Consider the following 19,533-nt stretch of genomic DNA (forward strand, 5'->3'; position numbering starts at 1 on the left):
AGGATGGCGCGCGACGAAACGGCGGGACGGGTCATAAACGGCTCCGATCTAGCGAAGCCGCCCATGAATCACACATCACACCTGATCCGCTACCCCAACCGCGTTAACCTGAAGCGATTGCCCTGCGAATCGCCCGGCCTGCCCTTGACTTTCGCGGCGGCCTCGCGCGACAGGCAGGCCGCAAAGGCAGGAGACCATCATGGCGATAGCGTTCACCTTTCCCGGGCAGGGCAGCCAGGCCGTGGGCATGGGCAAGGATCTGGCGGCGGCTTTCCCCGAAGCCAGGGCGGTGTTCAACGAGGTCGACGAGGCGCTCGGCGAGAAGCTTTCCACGATCATGTGGGAGGGCCCCGAGGAGACGCTGACGCTGACCGCCAACGCGCAGCCGGCGCTGATGGCGGTGTCGCTGGCCGCGGTGCGCGCTCTGGAGGCGCGCGGCTTCTCCTTGAAGGACAAGGTTACCTATGTCGCCGGCCATTCGCTCGGCGAATATTCGGCGCTCGCCGCCGCCGGCACGTTCTCGATCGCCGATACCGCCCGGCTGCTGCGCATCCGCGGCAACGCCATGCAGAAAGCGGTGCCGGTGGGCGAGGGCGCCATGGCGGCGATCCTCGGGCTCGCGCAGGATGACGTGGAAGCTGCCTGCGCCGAGGCCGGGCCGGGCGTGCAGATCGCCAACGACAATGGCGGCGGGCAACTGGTCATCTCCGGTGCCAAGGCGGCGGTGGAGAAGGCCGCGGCGCTGTGCACGGAGAAAGGCGCCAAGCGCGCCATCATGCTGCCGGTCTCCGCTCCTTTCCATTCGGCCCTGATGGCGCCGGCGGCGGAGGCCATGCGCGAGGCGCTGGCGGCCGTGGCAAAGTCGCGGCCGGTCGTGCCGGTGGTGGCCAATGTGGTGGTGCGGCCGCTCACCGATGCCGACGAGATCGCTCGGCGCCTGGTCGAGCAGGTGACGGGCCAGGTGCGCTGGCGCGAGACGGTCGAATGGTTCGGCGCCAACGGCGTCACCACGCTTTATGAGGTGGGCGCCGGCAAGGTGCTGTCGGGGCTGGCGCGGCGCATCGACAAGGAGATCGCGACGGCTTCGATCGGCACGTCGGCCGATGTCGAGGCGGCGCTGATTGCTTTAGGCTGACGAAGAGCCGGGCCTATGTTCACCAGGCGGCAAACGATCAGACTTTGCTTTGTGACGGTTGTCGCATTTCTGGTGTGGACGGTAGGCGGTTGGCTAATTCTCAAAGATCAGCCGGAGGCTGCCCCGGCAACCCAACTGTTTACAATGGCTGGAATGGCCATGTTGTTATTCGCAATCCTGCTTACATTCTCCATCTTTTTCTCCAGCCTGTTCCATCTGTCTTTCGTCGCCACACGTGCCGACGACATGGTCAGGAACTATGGCCACCTCATGTATTATGTTTTGTGGAAAGAACTGCAGGATCACATAGACGCGTGCGCAAAGGCTAACCCGAAGTGAGGAAAGAATGTTCGATCTGACCGGCAAGAAAGCCCTCGTCACCGGCGCCACCGGCGGCATAGGCGAGGCGATCGCCCGCACCCTGCACGCCCGGGGCGCCATCGTCGGCCTGCACGGCACGCGCGTCGAAAAGCTCGAGGCGCTGGCCGGCGAACTCGGCGAACGGACAAAACTGTTCCCGGCCGACCTCACCAAGCGCGACGAGGTCAAGGCGCTCGGCCAGAAGGCGGAGGCCGATCTCGAAGGTGTCGACATCCTGGTCAACAATGCCGGCATCACCAGGGACGGGCTGTTCGTGCGCATGTCGGACGCCGACTGGGATGCGGTGCTGGAGGTCAACCTGACTGCGGTTTTCCGCCTCACCCGCGAGCTGACGCATCCGATGATGCGCCGCCGCAAGGGCCGCATCGTCAACATCACCTCCGTGGTCGGTGTCACCGGCAATCCCGGCCAGGCCAATTATTGCGCCTCCAAGGCCGGCATGATCGGCTTCACCAAGTCGCTGGCACAGGAGATCGCGACCCGCAACGTGACCGTCAATTGCGTCGCGCCCGGCTTCATCGAATCGGCCATGACCGGCAAGCTGAACGACAAGCAGAAGGAGGCGATCATGGCCGCCATCCCGGCCAGGCGCATGGGCACCGGCGCCGAAGTCGCCGCCGCTGTCGCCTTCCTCGCTTCCGACGAGGCGGCCTATGTCACCGGCCAGACCATCCACGTCAACGGCGGCATGGCGATGATCTGAGCGCCGCGGGCGCTGCCGCGCCGCGCCTCGTTCGCGGCACGGCCTGCCGCGTTTTCGCCTTGGACGGCCCAGTATTTTCGTGTAATGCGCGAGACAAGGGACGAGGAAGACAATCCCCGACAGCAACGGCCGCGCCGTGGCAAACGCCATCTTTCAGCTTGATTAGCGGCACTCCGCCCGCTAACGAAGGCCACTAACCTGAGACGAAGGAAGCCAACATGAGTGACACCGCAGAGCGCGTCAAGAAGATCGTGGTCGAGCATCTCGGCGTCGACGCCGAGAAGGTGACGGAAGCCGCGAGCTTCATCGATGATCTGGGCGCCGACAGCTTGGACACGGTCGAACTCGTCATGGCTTTCGAGGAAGAATTCGGCGTGGAAATTCCGGACGACGCGGCCGAGACCATCCTCACCGTCGGCGACGCGGTGAAGTACATCGACAAGGCCTCGGCCTGATTTCCCGGACATGCCGTCAACGCATCGGGAAACTGCGATGAGGCGTGTCGTGGTCACGGGTCTTGGTCTGCTGTCGCCGTTCGGCGTCGGTGTCGACCATAGCTGGAGCCAGATCCTTGCCGGCAGGAGTGCCTGCCGGCGGGTCGACAGTTTCGACGTCGAGGATCTTCCCTGCAAGATCGCGCATGTGATCCCGCGCGGCCCCGGCAACGAGCATGCCTTCGATCCGGAAGCCTATCTGGAGCCGAAGGAGCTGCGCAAGATCGGCGATTTCATCCTGTACGGGATCGCGGCGGCCGACGAGGCGCTGAAGGATGCCGGCTGGGAGCCGAAGTCGGCCGAGGACCGCAACGCCACCGGCGTGATGATCGGTTCGGGCATCGGCGGCATCGACGGCATCGCCGACAACGCCATCCTGCTCAAGGAGCGCGGCCCGCGCCGCATCAGCCCGTTCTTCATTCCCGGCAACATCATCAATCTCGTCTCCGGCCAGGTGTCGATCCGCCACGGCCTCAAGGGGCCGAACCATGCGGTCGTCACCGCCTGCTCGACCGGCGCGCACGCCATCGGCGACGCGGCGCGGCTGATCATGTTCGGCGATGCCGACGTGATGCTGGCCGGCGGCGCGGAAGCGCCGGTGACGCGGCTGTCGCTGGCCGGCTTCGCCGCTTGCCGGGCGCTCTCCACCGACCGCAACGACGCGCCCGAGACGGCGTCGCGTCCGTTCGACCGCGACCGCGACGGTTTTGTCATGGGCGAGGGCGCGGGTGTCCTGGTCCTTGAGGAACTGGAGCACGCCAAGGCGCGCGGCGCGAAAATCTATGCCGAGATCGTCGGCTACGGCCTGACCGGCGACGCCTATCACATCACCGCCCCGGCGGAGGACGGCGACGGCGCCTTCCGCTGCATGGCCGCCGCGGTGAAGCGTGCCGGGCTGCAGCCGGCCGATCTCGACTACGTCAACGCGCACGGCACCTCGACCATGGCCGATACCATCGAGCTTGGCGCGGTCGAGCGGCTGGTCGGCAACGCGGCGTCGAAGATCTCGATGTCGTCGACCAAGTCGGCGGTCGGCCACCTGCTCGGTGCCGCCGGCGCGGCGGAGGCGATCTTCTCGATCCTGGCGATTCGCGACAACATCGCGCCGCCGACGATCAACCTCGACAATCCGGAGCGTGAAACCGCGATTGATCTGGTGCCGCACAAGGCGCGGTCCCGGCCGATCGACGTGGCGCTGTCGAACTCCTTCGGTTTCGGGGGGACGAACGCGTCGCTGGTGTTCCAGCGCTTCGACGGCTGAGCGCCGGCTGGCTGCGGCCCGCCGGGAATTTTGCCATATTCGCGCCTAGTCTCTCGGCGCGATCAGGTTTTTCGAGGCGATGAGCGACACACAGACACCTCCTGCCGAGTTCGGACGGCGGCCCGAGCCGCCCAAGCCGGAAGAAGAAGCGGCGAAGCCCAAGGCTGCGAGCGAGGCGCTGCGCCCGCAGCCGGCTGCGCAGCCCGCCGCGCCGCGCCGGTCGCGCGCCTCGCGCAACCAGATCGTCGTCTTCATGAATTTCCTGATCTCGCTGGTGATGCTGGCGATCGTGGCGGCCGGCGCGGCCGTCGTTTTCGGCAAGCGCGCCTTCGAGGCGCCCGGCCCGACCACCGAGGCCAGGACCTTCCTGGTCAGGCCGAACAGCGGCGTCGGCCAGATCGCCACGCAACTCGAGCAGAACGGTCTGATCAGCGACGCGACGGTGTTCCGCCTGGGTGTGCGCAGCTATGGCGGCGAGGCGACGATGAAGGCCGGCGAATACGAGGTCCAGGCCGGCGCCTCGATGCACGACATCATGAAGCTGCTGCAGAGCGGCCGCTCCATCATGTATTCGCTCACCATTCCCGAGGGCCTGACCGTCGCCCAGGCGTTCCGCCGCATCGCCGAGGCCGAGGCGCTCGCCGGCGACATGCCAACCGAGATCCCGCCGGAAGGCAGCCTCGCCGCCGACACGCAGCGCTTCACCCGCGGCGCCGAGCGCAAGGTGATCATCGACAAGATGCTGGCGCAGCAGAAGGCGCTGATCGAAGAAGTGTGGGCCAAGCGCCAGCCGGACCTGCCGGTCGCCGACGTCAACGAGTTCGTGACGCTCGCCTCCATCGTCGAGAAGGAGACCGGCATCGATGCCGAGCGCCCGCAGGTCGCCGCGGTCTTCGTCAACCGCCTGCGCAAGAAGATGCGGCTGCAGTCCGACCCGACCATCATCTACGGCCTGTTCGGCGGCGCCGGAAAGCCGGCCGACCGGCCGATCTACCAGTCCGACATCGAGAAGCCGACGCCCTACAACACCTATGTGATCAACGGCCTGCCGCCGGGGCCGATCGCCAATCCGGGCCGCGCCGCGCTCGAGGCGGTGGCAAATCCGGCCGACACCGAAGACCTCTATTTCGTCGCCGACGGCACCGGCGGCCATGTCTTCGCCAGGACGTTGCAGGAGCACAACCGCAACGTCGCGCGCTGGCGCGCTTTCCAGAAGCAGCAGGCCGAGGCGGCCAAGGCCGGCGCTCAGGACGGGGCCGGGCAGGAAGCGCAGCCCGCCCAATAGCTAGCGCGCCCACTGGACGGGACGGCGCGGACGCTTTACCGCATAGAATGGTCCTCCCGGGCCCGCCGGCGCCCGGGGAATGACGCCTTGGCTTTTTGCTGGAGGTAACCGGCGCCATGAACCTACAGAGCATGACCGGCTTCGCGCGCTCGACCGGCGACTTGGACGGCACGTCGATCGCCTGGGAGCTGAAGTCGGTCAACGGCAAGGCCGTCGAGATCAGGCTGCGCCTGCCGTCGGGCAGCGACCGGCTGGAGCCGGCCGTGCGCCAGGCGGTCCAGCGACGCTTCGCCCGCGGCAATTTCCAGGCGACCCTGACCATCGGCGCGAGCGGTGCGGCTGCGGCCGTGCCGGTCGTCAACGAAGCCTTTTTGAGGGATCTCGCCGGGCTCGCCGTGCGGCTGACCGAGCAGTTCGGCGTCGCTCCGGCCAGCGCCGACGGTCTGCTGGCGCTGCGCGGCGTGCTCGAGCTTCCCGAGGCGGCGGAGACCGAGGAGAGCCGCGCCGCCCTCGATGCGGCGACGCTCGCCGTGCTCGATCGCGCCCTGGACGATCTCGCCGAGGCACGCAAGGCCGAGGGTAAGGCGATCGGCGAGGTGCTTTCCGGCCACATCGCCGCGATCGAGGCGCTGACGGAACGCGCCGAGGCCGATCCGTCGCGCGAGCCCGCCGTGATTCGCGCCCGCATCGCCGAGCAGGTGGCGCTGCTGATGGACGCGGCGGCCGGCCTCGACGAGAGCCGGCTGCACATGGAGGCGGCCTTCCTTGCGACCAAGGCCGACATCCGCGAGGAGATCGACCGGCTGAAGACGCATGTGGCCTCCGGCCGCGCGCTGCTCGCCGCAGGCGGCCCGGTCGGCCGCAAGCTCGACTTCCTGGCGCAGGAATTCAACCGCGAATCGAATACATTGTGCTCGAAATCGAACGCCGGAACGATCACCGCCATCGGCCTCGAGCTCAAGGCGGTGGTGGACCAGTTCCGCGAGCAGCTACAGAATCTGGAGTGACCGATGGGCGACGTTCCTGCAGGCATTCGCCGCCGCGGGCTGATGCTGGTGCTGTCCTCGCCTTCGGGCGCGGGAAAATCGACGATCGCGCGCAACCTTCTCGAAAGCGATCATGAGCTCAGCCTGTCGGTCAGCGTGACCACGCGGCCGCGTCGCGGCAGCGAGATCGACGGGGTGCACTACCACTTCGTCACCCAACGCGAGTTCGACCGGCTGCGCGATTCCGACGCGCTGCTGGAATGGGCCGAGGTGCACGGCAACTGCTACGCCACGCCGCGCGAGCCGGTTGAGGCGGCGATGGCGGAAGGCCGCGACATGCTGTTCGACATCGACTGGCAGGGGGCGCTGCAACTCAAGGACAAGATGCGCGCCGACATCGTCTCCATCTTCATCCTGCCGCCGTCCATGGCCGAATTGAAGAGCCGGCTGAAGCGCCGCGCCGAGGATTCGGAGGAGACGATCGAGCGCCGGCTGCAGAACGCCCGCCTCGAGATCGAGCACTGGCGCGATTACGACTACGTCGTGATCAACCGCGATCTCGATCGCGCCTTCGCCCAGGTACGCGCCGTCGTCGCCGCCGAGCGCCTGCGCCGCGACCGCCGGCCGGGCCTGTTCGACTTCGTCTCGGGGCTACTCGACGAGAAGGTGTGAAGGGGCGGGGGCCGAAAGCGACGTTCGACAGGCGCCCACGACCGCCAGACGCGGACGCTACTGCATGCCTGGACTTCTCGCCGTCGAGACCTGCTGGCGCTACGGGTCGTCGCGGGCCGCAGCTGAGGCGAAGCTCATGTCCTGATCGACGCGCCGCAGGATGGCGCGATAGCGGCTGAACACGGCGGGATCCTCGAAGAAATCCAGTTCCCAGTCGGCGATCGCGTCGATGTCCAAGCCCGGCCAGTTGGCCTTGAGTTTTGCCAGCGTGTCTTGTGCCTGTCTGGTTTCGCCCAACTCGGAGTGGCAGATGACCAAGCGAGCAAGCGACCACGATGGAATGGTTGGCATTTTCGCGTAGCAGGCGATCGCCTCGCGATATCGCCCGGCCGTCGACAGTATGATGCCGCGAAAGTCCTCGTACCATCCCACCGCGAACGGGTCGCGGCGCTGGGCTTCGTTGATCCCGCCAAGCGCCTCGTCCGGCCTGCTGGTGTAGCTGAGCAGGAGAGCATGGATGCTGAGGATGAACGGGTCGTTCGGGTTGAGCGCGATCGCACGGTCAAGACTGATTTCGGCCTGTCTGAACTCACGCAGATACAGGAGGGCAAATCCGGTGGCGAGATGCCCGTACGCCTCGTCGGGGTCAAGCTGCAACGCGGTTTTTGCCATCTCCAGGCCCGAATGCAGATGACGCGGGTCGTCATAGACCCAGTAGAATTTCATGGATTCGACGAAACCGAGCATGGCGTGGGCGGCTGCAAAGCGCGGATCGAGCTTGACCGCCAGGCGCAGAAAGTGCTCCGCCTCATGCGCCGTGTCATAGACGGCCGCCAGCGGCAGCGCCCGCAGATAGAATTCATAGGCCGACATGTTGTCGGTCGGCCGGGCCCTGGCCCGCGACGCGATCGCGGTTCTGGCCTGCCGGGCCAGGCGGGCGGCGATCATCTGGGTGATTTCGTCCTGGATGGCGAAAATGTCGTCAAGGTCCCGGTCGTAGCGCTCGCCCCAGATATGCGCCGCCGAGGACGCGTCGATCAGCTGGACGGTGACCCGAACCCGGTTGCCGATCTTGCGCACGCTGCCTTCGACGACATACTGGACGCCAAGCTTCTTCGCCACGCTGGCCGGGTCGTTCGCCTTGCCGCGGAACTGGAAGGAGGAGTTCCGCGCAATGACTAGGAACTCCCTGAACTTGCCGAGCTCGGCGATGATGTCCTCGGTGATCCCGTCGCTGAAATAGTCCTGCTCCTGGTCGCCGCTCATATTGTCGAAGGGAAGTATGGCGATGGACGGTCTGGCCGGAGCCTCCGCCGCGGCCACCAAGGGTTTGGGGCCGGCATATTTATACCCACGGCCATGCACGGTTGCGATCATCTCGGCGGGCAGCAGCTTTCGCAGCGCCGAAATGTGGACCTGCAGCGTGTTCTCCTCCACCACCAGGCCTGGCCAGGCCGCGTCGAAAAGCTCGGCCTTGCCGATCACGTCGTCCGGCCTGTCGAGCAACATGGCGAGGATGTCGAAGGACCGGGCCGAAAGCTCCACCGGCCCTTTCGGCCCCAGCAGCAGCCGTTCGGCTCGTTTCAAACGATAGTTCCCAAACTCCAAGTCCATTGGCCGAGAACCCATCCCTTGCGGGCAGGATAGCTCAAGTCGGCCCGCAAGGCGAACTTCAGCGCTGTTCAGGACTCTTCAGGTCCGGACCAAGGACCTGAGTGGGACGCGGTGTCATCCTCGCCGTAACAGGAGGGCACCATGACCGACATCTCCAAGGCCCCGATCGCCACCCGCCGCCCTGGCCTGCCGCGGCCAGGCGTTCCGAGACTCGGCATCGGAGCATCGCTATGGGAAATATTCGCTCTGTGGAACGATGCGCTCAAACTGGCCTATGTCGACCCCTACACCAGTCTGCGCCGCCAACCGCAGGTCGTCCCGGACGACGATCTCGATGGCCGCGATCCCAGTTGGTGAACTGCAAGTCCCAGTCGAGCAAACCGTCAGTCAGCGCGGGCTCTGGCACCGGCCGCCGTTCTCGGCGCGCGAGACATGGGACTTCGGCGCATGTCCAGACGTCCGCTCAAACCAGATTCGCCAGCCTGACAAACTCCTCCACGCTCAGCGTCTCGGCCCGCCGCGTGCCGTCAATGCCGGCGGCGTCCAGCAGCCTCTCCCCGCCCAGACTCTTCAAACTCTGCCGCAGCATTTTTCTCCGCTGCCCGAAGGCGGCCTCGGTGACGCGCTCCAGCTTGCGCATATCCGCCGGCAGCGGGTTTTCGCGCGGAAAAATGTGGACGACGGCCGAGGTCACCTTGGGCGGCGGGGTGAAGGCGCGTGCCGGGATGTCGAAGGCGATGTCGGCGCGGCTGCGCCAGCCGGCGAGCACGCCGAGCCGGCCGTAGGCGTCGGCGCCCGGTTGGGCGACGATGCGCTGCGCCACCTCCTTCTGGAACATAAGCGTCAGCGAGCGCCAGAAGGGCGGCCATTCGGCCACCGTAAGCCAGCGGACCAGAAGCTCGGTGCCGATGTTGTAGGGTAGGTTGGCGACGATTTTTACCGTCTCGCCCGGCGCCAGCGCGGCCATGTCGACCCTCAGCGCGTCGGCCGCCACGACCTCCAGCCGGCCGGGATAATGCGCGGCAATCTCGGCCAGCGCGGCGAGGCAGCGCTCGTCGCGCTCGATCGCGACCACCCGTTTTGCGCCGTGCATCAGCAGCGCCCGGGTCAGCCCGCCGGGGCCGGGACCGACCTCGATCACCGTCGTGTCGGCGAGGTCGCCGGCCGTCCGTGCGACCTTGCCGGTCAGGTTGAGGTCGAGCAGGAAATTCTGGCCGAGCGCCTTTTTGGCGTGCAGTCCGTGCCGCTCGATCACGTCGCGCAGCGGCGGCAGGCCGTCGGCGGCGAGGCTCATGCGGCGCTCCGCGCGGCCATGTCGCCGGCGAGTTTTAGCGCCGCCACAAGGCTGTCCGGCTTGGCCACGCCCTTGCCGGCGATGTCGAAGGCGGTGCCGTGGTCGGGCGAGGTGCGGATGAAGGGCAGGCCGAGCGTGACGTTGACGGCGTCGTCGAAGCCCAGCGTCTTGGCCGGGATCAGCGCCTGGTCGTGATACATGCAGATCGCCGCGTCGTAGGTTTCTCGGGCGCGGCCGTGGAACAGCGTGTCCGCCGGCAGCGGCCCGCGCGCGTCGATGCCGGCGGCCCGCAGCGCCGCGACGGCCGGGCGCACGACCTCCTCGTCCTCGCGGCCGATCGAGCCGTCCTCCCCGGCATGCGGGTTCAGCCCGGCGACGGCCAGCCGCGGTCCCGCGATGCCGAAGCGGCGCGCCAGCTCGGCGGCGACGATCTCGCATGTCTCGACGATGTCCCCGGTCGTCAGCGCCCTGGGCACGGCGGCGAGCGGGATGTGGATGGTGACCGGCACGGCGCGCAGCTTTGGCCCGGCCAGCATCATCACCGGCCGTGCCTCGACGCCGGTGCGTGCTTTCGCCAGCTCCGCCAGATATTCGGTGTGGCCGGGGAAGCGGAAGCCGCCGTCGTAAAGCACCTTCTTGGCGATCGGGCAGGTGACCACGGCGGCGGCGTCGCCCGCAAAGGTGTCGGCCACGGCCCGGTCGATCGATTCGAGGATGCCCGGCACGTTCGCCACGTCCGGCCTGCGGGGATCGTCGTGAAATTTTGCCGCGAGCGGCACGATGGGCAGGGCTTCGGCAAAGCGCGGCGCGGCTTCTCCAGGCTCCACCTCCGCCAAGGGAACCTCCATGCCGAGCCGCTTCGCCCGCGCCGCCATCAACGCGGCGTCGCCGAGCAGATAGAAGGCGGGCAGTGCGTGCTGCCTGCGCGACAGCCAGGCGGCGAGCGCGATCTCCGGACCAATTCCCGCCGGGTCGCCGACGGTGAGGGCCAGGGGGAGGGGGTGATGGGTCATGCTGGACGGCCTTGCTCTGCACCGCTGGAGCATCTCGTTGCCGGTAGGGCATGGATTCTAGGGTCTGCGCCTTCGCTGCGCTCCGGCTTCGCCTGGGATGACGAAGGCGATTGGGGCCAACGCCAATCACCAACGTTGGAGATTGGCGGAGAACGCATTTCACTTCGTCATCCTAGGGCGGAGCAGGCCGAAGGCCGTCGCGAAGACCCTGGGATCCATGCCGTACCGGCGACGACATGCTCCGGCGATGCAGAAATCACAATCCGTGGGCTGGCGCCATACCATCGCGCGCAAGGCGGTCGCGATTCAACGCGAAACCGAGATTCGCCCGCGCGCCTTACCGCTCCACGATCTTGGCGCGTCCCCTGAGCTCGGCGATGTATTTCTTGTCGAGCTCTTCCGCCTGCTGGTCTTCCGTACCTTCGGCCTGGAACACCGACTTGGCCACGCGATCGTCGGAGACCTCGCGGGCGTTGCAGATGCCGATGAACTCGACGCCGCGGTCGGTCTCGCGCACCTGCGTGGCGCCGCCGGTGCGGGTGGCCTTGATCTGCTCGGCCCAGTCCTTCGGCAGCTCCGGCGCGAGCACCCGGCCGACGTCGAGCACGGTCACGTCGACCAGCCCCTTGGCGAATTCGCGGGTAGTGTTGCAGCCGGTGAAGCGGGCGCGCATCGCCTCGGCCTCGCGCTTGCGCTTGGCCACATTGCCCTTCTCGCCGGCCGGCACCACGAAGATCACCCGCTGCAGCGTGTATTCGGTCGCCGACGGCTTGCTGCCGCCCTGCTGCAGCATGCGGCGCACCGCGTCCTGCTCGCTCATCGTTCCGCCCTGCGAGCGGAAGCGCGACGACAGCGCCTGGTTCCAGCCGAGCTGGGTGCGGATGAAGTCCTTGAAATGCTCGGGCGTGACGCCGGCCTGGTTGAAGACGCCGTCCAGCTGCTTGGCCGTCATCTTGTTGCCTTTGGCGAAACGCTCATAGGCCGTCTGGACGTTGGCGTCCGACACACGGATGCCGAGGCGGCGGATCTCGGCCTGGCGCAGTGTCTGGTCGACCATCTCGTCGCCGGCCATCTTGGCCAGGTCGCCCTTCTTGCGCTGCAGTTTCAGGAAGGCCACGCGCCGCTGCACGTCATAGCTGGTGACGGCGGTGTTGTTGACGACGTATTTGATCTCGCTCGCCCTCGCCGGCGTTCCCGAGAGGGAGACGGACAGCGCCGCGACCGAGGCAAGGATCGCGATGTTGAGCGACAGAAGCGTTTTTCTCACGGAGGCCATCCCTGCGGATCTGGTTCCCATTCTTGCCGTTGATCTAATCCGGTCGTTGGCCGAATTCTGGGGCGAAACGATGGCGCCGGCGACGATTTACTGCACGAAGGCGGCATTGCTGGCGCTGCTGGCGCCGCTGTTGCCGATATCGCCCAGCGTCCTCAGCGAGATGTTGAACCCGAAGGTCCGCTCGTCGTCGTCCTCGCCGTCGGCATCGCGCGTGGTCGACATCGTCAGCGTATAGGAGAAGCACTCGTCGTCATAGGCGAAGCCGAGCGAATCGGAGACGAGCACGCTCGACTGGAAGTCGTAGGTGCCGGAGCCGAACACCCGCCAGTTCTCGCGGAAGCGCAGCGAAGCGCCGGCCGAGACCTCATGCCGGTCCTCGCTGAAGCCGTAGAGCGGCTGCGCCTGGATGAAGGTGTAGTTGCTGGTGACCGACACCGTGCCGTTCGAATAGCCGGCCTTGGCTTCCACCCGCCGCACCTCGAAGGTCTGCTCGTCGAAGCGTCCGCTCAGCGACGCCGAGGCGCCGAACGGAGTGGCGAAGCCGACCAGGCCGACGAAATCCGACCGGTCGGTCTCGAGGCCCGAATAGGCGCCGGCATGGACGAGGTCCGGCGAGGCGAAGGAATTGTCGCCGCCGAGGTGGTAGGACTGGCCGAACAGCGCGTTGGTCGACCAGCCATTGTCGTAGCTGCCGCTGTAGCGCAGGCCGATATTGGCGCGAGAGCCGCCCTCGATGCGGTCGTAGCCGGAGAACTTGTCGCGCTCGAACAGCGTGGCCGCGTCGAACACGAAGCTCTGCGCGTCCTCGTTGGGGATGCCGAAGCTGCGGGCGTAGTCCTCGTCCGGACGGGCGAAGACCTGCGCCATCGGCTCGAGCACATGCGAAGCGCTGACGCTCGAGAACAGCACCGGCCAGCGCAGTTCCATGCCCGCCGTCGCCATCAGCCGGTAATAGGCGGACTGGATGTCGGTGCCGATGCCGGTAGCCGGCGTGTTGGCGAGCGCGTTGATCGCCGCGACCGACGCGTCCGACTGATCGACATAGGTGCTGTCGGCCTGGAAGCCGAGCAGCGGCGTGACCACCAGCCCGCCGTCGGTGATGATCGAGCGCTTCCACTCGGCCTCGGCGGTCACCCGCGTCGAAGTGCCCTCGATGCCCGGGATGACGTCGCCGCGCTGCTGCCCGTCATAGAGGTTGTCGAACGTGTCGTCGTCGAGCTCCTCGCGATAGATGGAACGCGCGTTGAGGTCGATCTGCAGCTCGCCGCCCATGACCGGCTCGTCGGGGATGTAGGCATAGTCGAAGCTCGGCAGCACCCAGGGCTGGTACTGGTCGACCGACAGCGGATCGCCGTTGAGGTTGTCCTCCTGGACGTCGAACTTCATGCCGCGCAGGTCGAAATAGTTCCGGTCGTGCAGTCCGGTCAGGTAGATTTCGGAGCGGTGGGTATATTGGCTGAAGCCCTCGATGCCATAGGTGCGCGAGAAGTTCTTGTCGCTCTGCAGCATGATGTCCCATCCGAGCTGCCAGCGCGGATTGAGGTCGAACTGGCCCTTGCTGCCGACCATGCCGCGGAAGCGGTTCGGGTTGCCGTCGGGACCCGAATCGACCGTGTCGGCGTCGAACTCGTCGGGATTGGCCTGGTGGATGCCGGCGATCTTCAGGCTGTACTGGCCATTGTCGAAGCGCTGCCGCCACTCCGCCTCGCCGAGAAAACCCTGCTTGGTGTAGCCGGTGCCGGAAACCGTCAGGTCGTAGGTCGGTGACAGGGCGAAGTAGTAGGGGACGGTCACCCCGACGCCGAGATCCGAATCGATACGCACCGACGGCATCAGGAAGCCGCTCTTGCGCTTCACCGTCGGGTCGGCGATCTCGAAGGCCGGCAGGCTGGCGATCGGGAAGCCGAAGAACTCGAAGCGCGACTGCTCGAAGCGCACGGTCTTGGCCTTGCCGTTCCAGATGATCTTCTTGGCCTTGATGCGCCAAATCGGGGCGCGGTCGGGCTGCTCCTCGCAGGGCGCGCAGGCGGTGTAGACGCCGTTGTTGAAGGTGGTCAGCAGCCCGCCCTTGCGCTCGGCGCTCTCGGCCGCGAAATAGGTCTTGTCTATGGTCTCGACGCGCAGCGCGTTGACGAAGCCGTCGGCGAAATCGTCGGTGATGTCGATCTCGTCGGAAAAGACCTTGGTGCCGGTGCTGTCGATGATCTGCACGCCGCCGCTCGCCACCAGGCGCGACGTCTTGCGGTTGTAGCTGACGCGCTGCGCCACCAGCTTGTTGCCGCCATAGTCGATTCGCACGCCGCCGACCGCCGTCACCATGTCGGCGTCGATGTCGTAGACCAGCGTGTCGGCCTCCATCAGCATCTGCGAATCGCTGGGAACCTCGCCGCCCATGCGTTCGGCCAGGTCTCCGATTTCCTGCGCGCGCACGCCTTCGGCGGCGGTGCCGAGCAGAAGCGCCAGCGCCAGCGCGGTCGAGCCGTAGAGGCCCGCGATTCGCGCCCGCCCGCGGCTATGTGCAACTCCGGACGCCACTAGCCGTCTTCCTTGTAAAGCAGGAATGTAACCCCGAAAAACAACGCAACCACCACCGGCAACCATGCAGCGACATAGGGCGGCACGAATCCGGCGTTGCCAAATGCCCTCACAAGAACGGAGACAACATAAAGCAGAAAGCCCGCCATCACGCCACCCAGAATCATCGTCGCCGACTGCCCCAGGCGGGCGAAGCGCATCGACACCGTCGCCGCGATAAGCGTCATGGCGACCAGCAGCATCGGCAGCGCCAGCAGCGAGTGGAACTGCATGGCGAAGGCGTTGGCCCGCAACCCGAACGAGCGGGCGACCTCGATCTTGGAGGGCAGGTCGAAGAAGGGAATCGTCTCCGGCCGCGCCAGCCGCTCCTGCACGAATTCCGGCTTGAGGTTGGTGGGCACCCGGTCCTCGGCCAGCGTCTCCACCTTGGCGCCGTCGCGCATGCGCCGCACCCCATCCAGCTCCCAGTAGCCGTCGCGCAGATAGGCGTGGCGCGCGTCGCGGCGCTCGACGATGTCGCCGTTGGCGTCGATCGAGAAGAACACCGCGTCGGCCAGCTCGACACCCTGGTTGAGCACGGCGCGCGCGCCGATGATGGTGTCGCTGTCCTCCGTCTTCTGCCGGATCCATGGGGCGGAGAAGGCCGAGACCTTGTTGGACGAGCCGGAGCGGATCTGCGTCTCCAGCAATTCGGACTGCGAGAACCCGCGGGCGGCGAGCGGGTTGAGCAGGAGCACGATGATCACGCCGAAGGCGAACGCGCCCAGGCAGGGTGGCAGCAGGAACTGCCAGGCCGAGACGCCGGCGGAACGGGCGATCACCAGCTCGTAGGTGCGGTTGAGCGAGATCAGCGTCGCCATCGCCGAGAACAGCGCGATGAAGGGCACGGCCTGCAGCAGGATCATCGGCACCCGGAACAGCGACACGCCCAGCGCCGACAGGAAGGTGAAGCCCGGCAGTCCCGACGTCCGGCTCGACAGCTCGGTGAAGTCGATCAGGAAGACCAGGGCGAACATGCCCAGGAAGATCCAGAAGGTGATGACGGCGTAGCGGCGGAAGAAATAGCGCCCGAGCGTGATGCCGATCATGCCCGCCTCCGCGCGGCGCCGCCGTTTCTCAGCCGGTTCCAGAAGCTCGACAGGCGCTCTCCCAGACCGCCGCTGTCGACCAGGCGGTCGGTCCAGGAGACGGGCAGTTCCATCGTGCGGTTGGCGTGGATGAACCAGCCGGCGACCGCGACCGCTCCGAACGGCACGAGATAGATGGCCGGCGTCAGCCACGCCGCCGTCTGCGCCTGGTTGGTGACGAAGAAGCCCAGCCAGCGCACGAACAGGCAGATGGTGATCGCCGTGATCAGCGGATTGATCCGGTTCTCCCGGTGCGAGCGTGCATCGCCCGCCACCGCCAGCGCGATGCAGGCGAAGACGATCGAATAGAGCCATTCGCTGAGGCGGCGGTGCAATTCCACCCGGAAGGAGCGCGGGTTCTCCTGGAACACGCGGTCGTTCGGATCCGGGTCGAGCAGATAGGCGATGGTCCGATCCTTCGGATACATGGTGATCGATTCGGACGCCTTGGAGAAGGCCGAGAGGTCGAAGGCATAGGAGCTGAAGCGCACGATCGACACGTCGCCCGACGGCCGCTTGCGGTGCACGACGCCGTCGCTCATCACCAGCAGTTGCTTGCCCTGGTCGTCGTCCACCACCGCCCCGGTCTTGGCGTAATAGACGAGGTCGATGCCCTCCTCGCGCGAATCGGCGACGAAGATGCCGCCGAGCCGCCCGTCCGGAAGCCGCTCGCCGACCTGCACGAACAGCCCGTCGTCGACCCTGCGGAAGGTGCCTTCCTGGATGACCAGCGACAGAAGGTCGGCGCGCGCCGCCGCGACGAGATGGCGTCCGCGCTCGCGCGCATAAGGATCGACGGAATTGTCTATGGTGAAGGACAGGACGCTGGCGGCGGCGGCGAGCAGCAGGATCGGCTTCATCACCGTGCCGCGCGAGGCGCCGGCCGCGTTGATCACCACCAGTTCCGAATCGGTGTTCATGACGCTCAGCGTCTGCGCCACCGCGATCACCAGGGCGAAGGGCACGACGATGGTGATGATCGAGGGCAGGATCAGCGTCGCGATCTCGAAGAAGGTCAGCGCCGACTGGCCGTTGTCGGTGACGAGGTCGATGCGGGTCAGCACCTGCGTCGTCCACACGATCGCCAGCGTCCAGAACAGGGCCGCGGCGAAAACCTCCACCGTCCGCCCCAGGATGTAGCGTTCAACGACTTTCATCTACGCGGCGCGATCCTTGTCGGCGGGGTCTCTCGGCGGCTGCCGAAGCGGCCGAAACTACCCGCCCTCATTGGGCAAGACAATCCTGCCGGAAAGATGACGATCGTCGCAGGCAGTCCCGGCTGTCTCGAATTGTCGGCATCTTTGGATAAGAAAGCGGCAACCGACATGGTGAACGCATCGCTAATGGTTGCCTCCGCTGTCGGCCGGCATGCGCACCGACATGCCGCGGAAGATGGTGAGCGCAAAGCCCGCCGGCAACAAGCGACTCACTTCACGTAAGGGCAGGGCTATCGCATATGAGTATCGGAGGGGCAGACAGCTCTGCGTCGTCATTCCGGGGCCGCGCAGCGGAACCCGGAATCCAGAGTGCGGACGCTGCTCGAAATTCCTGGATATTTGCGAGGTCTCGCTTTTCCTTCGACACCAACGCTATGGATTCTGGGTTCCGCTGCGCGGCCCCGGATTATCATCGGCATATGCGATTTGCCCTGGCACGTAAGGGGATGGAAAAACCGCACAGTCCAGGACAAGCCCTGTCTTTTCAGCCTTTTGCAGCTTTCGTGACGAAAATCCCGCCCATTTTATCCCCATCCCCTCCGCCTCCTTTATGGTTTCACCCAGTCCCTCCTGCGGGAACGCCGATCATGACGGTGGTCTGCGGGGAGGGGCCGGTGTCCGGAAGGTAGCGGCTAACGTGGCCGCGAGGGCCGGCGCTGCTTCAGAGTTCCAACGATCCCGTCTTTGAGCGGGACGGGGCTCCGGTATGGCCTCAGGAGCCGTCATGAGCGGGATATCGCCGGCGTCACCTGAGCCGGAGTAGCGAGTACGATCCCATGACCCGGAAATGAAGCGGCGAAGAAGCACCGGACGGGCGGCCGAAAGGTCGCATATAAAATTAGATGAGCGATCTCGCGGCCGCCCGTCTTCCCATCGAATCCAACCCGACCGGCAAACCGGCCGGAGGGCGAGTCATGCGCGGGGGAAGCCGCATGGCCGGCCGTGGCGAGGCGCCAGGCAGCCCCTTCGGCTTGCCAAACCGGCTCAAACCGGCGAAATGTCGTTCGGGGGACCACGTCACTCGGCTGGAATTGGGGCATAGATGACTTCTCGACCGACCATCACCTTCGCCAGGTTCGCCGCTCCGAAGAAGGGTATGGCCATCGTGCTGGCCCCGGAGGCGGGCGACCTCGGTGCTGCCGCCAAGGCCTGCGATCCCGGCAACGTGCTTCCCCGCGCCTTCGCGGTTGCGGAGTTTCGCGGCCGCTTCGGCAGCGCCGTCGACGTGATCGCGCCGGAAAAATCGCCGCTCGACCGGCTGATCGCCGTCGGTGTCGGCAAGACCGCCACGCTCGTCGAATCGAGCTGGCTTCGCCTCGGCGGCACCATTGGGGCGCAGCTCAGGCGGGCGCGGGACGTGATCGTCGTGGCCGAACTGTCCGGTTTCGCCATCGGTGCGGCTGAGACCGCCGACATTGCGGCCGGCATCCTGCTCCGGAGCTACAGTTTCGACACCTACAAGACCCGCAAGGACGAGGCCGATGGCGGCGCGCCAGACAAGCCGGCGCGCATCGTCGTCCAGTGCGCCAATCCGGCGGCGGCCAGGAAGGCGTTCGTGCAGGCGGAGGCCGTGCTCGACGGCGTCCTGCTGACGCGCGACCTGGTCAACGAGCCTGCCAACGTGCTCGGGCCGGTCGAGTTCGCGGCGCGTGCCATCGAGCTGCAGACGCTCGGCGTCAAGGTCGAGGTGCTGACCGAGCGCGAGATGCGCAAGCTCGGCATGAACGCGCTGCTCGGCGTCGCCCAGGGCGCGGCGCGGCCGCCGCGGCTCATCGTCATGCACTGGAACGGCGGCAAGCCGAAGGACAAGCCGGTCGCCTTCGTCGGCAAGGGCGTCGTCTTCGATTCGGGCGGCATCTCGATCAAGCCGGCGGCGGGCATGGAGGACATGAAGGGCGACATGGCCGGCGCCGCCGCCGTCCTCGGCCTGATGCGTGCGCTGGCGGCGCGCAAGGCGAAAGCGAATGTGATCGGCATCGCCGGCTGCGTGGAGAACATGCCCGACGGCAACGCGCAGCGGCCCGGCGACATCGTCACCTCCATGTCCGGCCAGACCATCGAGGTCATCAACACCGACGCGGAGGGGCGGCTCGTGCTGGCGGACGCGCTCTGGTACTGCAACGACCGCTTCCAGCCGCGCTTCATGGTTGACCTGGCGACGCTCACCGGGGCGATCATGGTCAGCCTCGGCAATCACTATGCCGGGCTGTTCTCCAACAATGATGAACTGGCGCAGCGCCTTTTCACCGCCGGCCAGATCACCCAGGAACGCGTCTGGCGCATGCCGCTCGGCAGCGAATACGACAAGCTGATCGACACCAAGAACGCCGACATGAAGAACACCGGCGGACGCAATGGCGGCGCCATCACCGCGGCGCAGTTCCTGCAGCGCTTCGTCAAGGAAACGCCCTGGGCGCATCTCGACATCGCCGGTACCGCCATGGGCTCGCCGGCGACCGAGATCAACCAGTCCTGGGCCTCCGGCTTCGGCGTCCGCCTGCTCGACCGGCTGGTGCGCGATCACTACGAGGCATAGAATC

At 66.5% G+C, this 19,533-nt stretch carries 17 protein-coding genes; 10 read left to right on the plus strand and 7 right to left on the minus strand.

Translation table 11 applies throughout. The features are described from left to right. Nucleotides 1-199: 199 nt before the first annotated feature. From fabD to gmk, 8 genes are all read left to right on the plus strand, one after another. Nucleotides 200-1,135, plus strand: a complete 936-nt coding sequence (gene fabD, locus C7I84_RS09915; RefSeq protein WP_106772022.1) for an ACP S-malonyltransferase — start codon at nucleotides 200-202, stop codon at nucleotides 1,133-1,135. Nucleotides 1,136-1,150: 15 nt separating this feature from the next. Beyond that, the gene (locus tag C7I84_RS09920; RefSeq protein ID WP_106772023.1) at nucleotides 1,151-1,474 is read left to right on the plus strand and encodes a hypothetical protein; all 324 of its coding nucleotides are present in this window, start codon (nucleotides 1,151-1,153) and stop codon (nucleotides 1,472-1,474) included. 7 nt (nucleotides 1,475-1,481) lie between these two features. Continuing rightward, nucleotides 1,482-2,219: a 3-oxoacyl-[acyl-carrier-protein] reductase gene (fabG, locus tag C7I84_RS09925; protein ID WP_106772024.1), complete on the plus strand. Its 738-nt coding sequence runs from the start codon at nucleotides 1,482-1,484 to the stop codon at nucleotides 2,217-2,219. Between the two features lie 218 nt (nucleotides 2,220-2,437). Next, entirely contained in the window at nucleotides 2,438-2,674 is a 237-nt protein-coding gene (locus C7I84_RS09930) for an acyl carrier protein (RefSeq protein WP_106772025.1), read from the plus strand. A 37-nt stretch (nucleotides 2,675-2,711) separates the two neighbouring features. Beyond that, complete coding sequence (fabF, locus tag C7I84_RS09935; RefSeq protein WP_106772026.1) at nucleotides 2,712-3,974, plus strand: beta-ketoacyl-ACP synthase II; 1,263 nt, start codon at nucleotides 2,712-2,714, stop codon at nucleotides 3,972-3,974. A 79-nt stretch (nucleotides 3,975-4,053) separates the two neighbouring features. Beyond that, nucleotides 4,054-5,259: an endolytic transglycosylase MltG gene (mltG, locus tag C7I84_RS09940; RefSeq protein WP_106772027.1), complete on the plus strand. Its 1,206-nt coding sequence runs from the start codon at nucleotides 4,054-4,056 to the stop codon at nucleotides 5,257-5,259. 116 nt (nucleotides 5,260-5,375) lie between these two features. Next, nucleotides 5,376-6,266 (plus strand): YicC/YloC family endoribonuclease, encoded by an 891-nt coding sequence (locus tag C7I84_RS09945; protein WP_106772028.1) that lies wholly within the window; start codon nucleotides 5,376-5,378, stop codon nucleotides 6,264-6,266. A gap of 3 nt (nucleotides 6,267-6,269) precedes the next feature. After that, nucleotides 6,270-6,917, plus strand: coding sequence for a guanylate kinase (gmk, locus tag C7I84_RS09950; protein WP_106772029.1), 648 nt, complete (start codon nucleotides 6,270-6,272; stop codon nucleotides 6,915-6,917). 99 nt (nucleotides 6,918-7,016) lie between these two features. Here the strand turns inward: gmk and C7I84_RS09955 are convergent, their stop codons facing one another. After that, entirely contained in the window at nucleotides 7,017-8,504 is a 1,488-nt protein-coding gene (locus C7I84_RS09955; protein WP_245428372.1) for a winged helix-turn-helix domain-containing tetratricopeptide repeat protein, read from the minus strand. A 168-nt stretch (nucleotides 8,505-8,672) separates the two neighbouring features. Here C7I84_RS09955 and C7I84_RS09960 point away from each other — a divergent pair, with 168 nt between their 5' ends. Next, nucleotides 8,673-8,888, plus strand: a complete 216-nt coding sequence (locus tag C7I84_RS09960; protein WP_106772031.1) for a hypothetical protein — start codon at nucleotides 8,673-8,675, stop codon at nucleotides 8,886-8,888. Between the two features lie 106 nt (nucleotides 8,889-8,994). On the opposite strand, the gene rsmA is transcribed toward C7I84_RS09960, so the two are convergent. The 6 genes from rsmA to lptF form a co-directional block, all read right to left on the minus strand. Beyond that, nucleotides 8,995-9,825 carry a 16S rRNA (adenine(1518)-N(6)/adenine(1519)-N(6))-dimethyltransferase RsmA gene (gene rsmA / locus C7I84_RS09965; RefSeq protein ID WP_106772032.1) on the minus strand — a complete coding sequence of 277 codons (831 nt, stop codon included), beginning with the start codon at nucleotides 9,823-9,825 and terminating at the stop codon, nucleotides 8,995-8,997. Then, nucleotides 9,822-10,838, minus strand: a complete 1,017-nt coding sequence (gene pdxA, locus C7I84_RS09970; RefSeq protein WP_106772033.1) for a 4-hydroxythreonine-4-phosphate dehydrogenase PdxA — start codon at nucleotides 10,836-10,838, stop codon at nucleotides 9,822-9,824. Before pdxA ends, rsmA begins: the two co-directional genes overlap by 4 nt. A gap of 337 nt (nucleotides 10,839-11,175) precedes the next feature. Continuing rightward, nucleotides 11,176-12,114 (minus strand): SurA N-terminal domain-containing protein, encoded by a 939-nt coding sequence (locus tag C7I84_RS09975; protein ID WP_106772034.1) that lies wholly within the window; start codon nucleotides 12,112-12,114, stop codon nucleotides 11,176-11,178. 87 nt (nucleotides 12,115-12,201) lie between these two features. After that, entirely contained in the window at nucleotides 12,202-14,649 is a 2,448-nt protein-coding gene (locus C7I84_RS09980) for an LPS-assembly protein LptD (RefSeq protein ID WP_425351319.1), read from the minus strand. Then, nucleotides 14,649-15,737, minus strand: a complete 1,089-nt coding sequence (gene lptG / locus C7I84_RS09985) for an LPS export ABC transporter permease LptG (protein ID WP_106772036.1) — start codon at nucleotides 15,735-15,737, stop codon at nucleotides 14,649-14,651. Before lptG ends, C7I84_RS09980 begins: the two co-directional genes overlap by 1 nt. Further along, a complete protein-coding gene (lptF, locus tag C7I84_RS09990) occupies nucleotides 15,734-16,933 on the minus strand; it encodes an LPS export ABC transporter permease LptF (protein WP_106772037.1) in 1,200 nt (399 codons plus the stop codon). Before lptF ends, lptG begins: the two co-directional genes overlap by 4 nt. Nucleotides 16,934-18,035: 1,102 nt before the next feature. Between lptF and C7I84_RS09995 the strand changes: the two genes are divergently transcribed. After that, nucleotides 18,036-19,529 (plus strand): leucyl aminopeptidase, encoded by a 1,494-nt coding sequence (locus C7I84_RS09995; protein WP_106772038.1) that lies wholly within the window; start codon nucleotides 18,036-18,038, stop codon nucleotides 19,527-19,529. The last annotated feature ends 4 nt before the right edge of the window (nucleotides 19,530-19,533 follow it).

Source organism: Kumtagia ephedrae, from assembly GCF_003012745.1.
GTDB lineage: Bacteria > Pseudomonadota > Alphaproteobacteria > Rhizobiales > Rhizobiaceae > Kumtagia > Kumtagia ephedrae.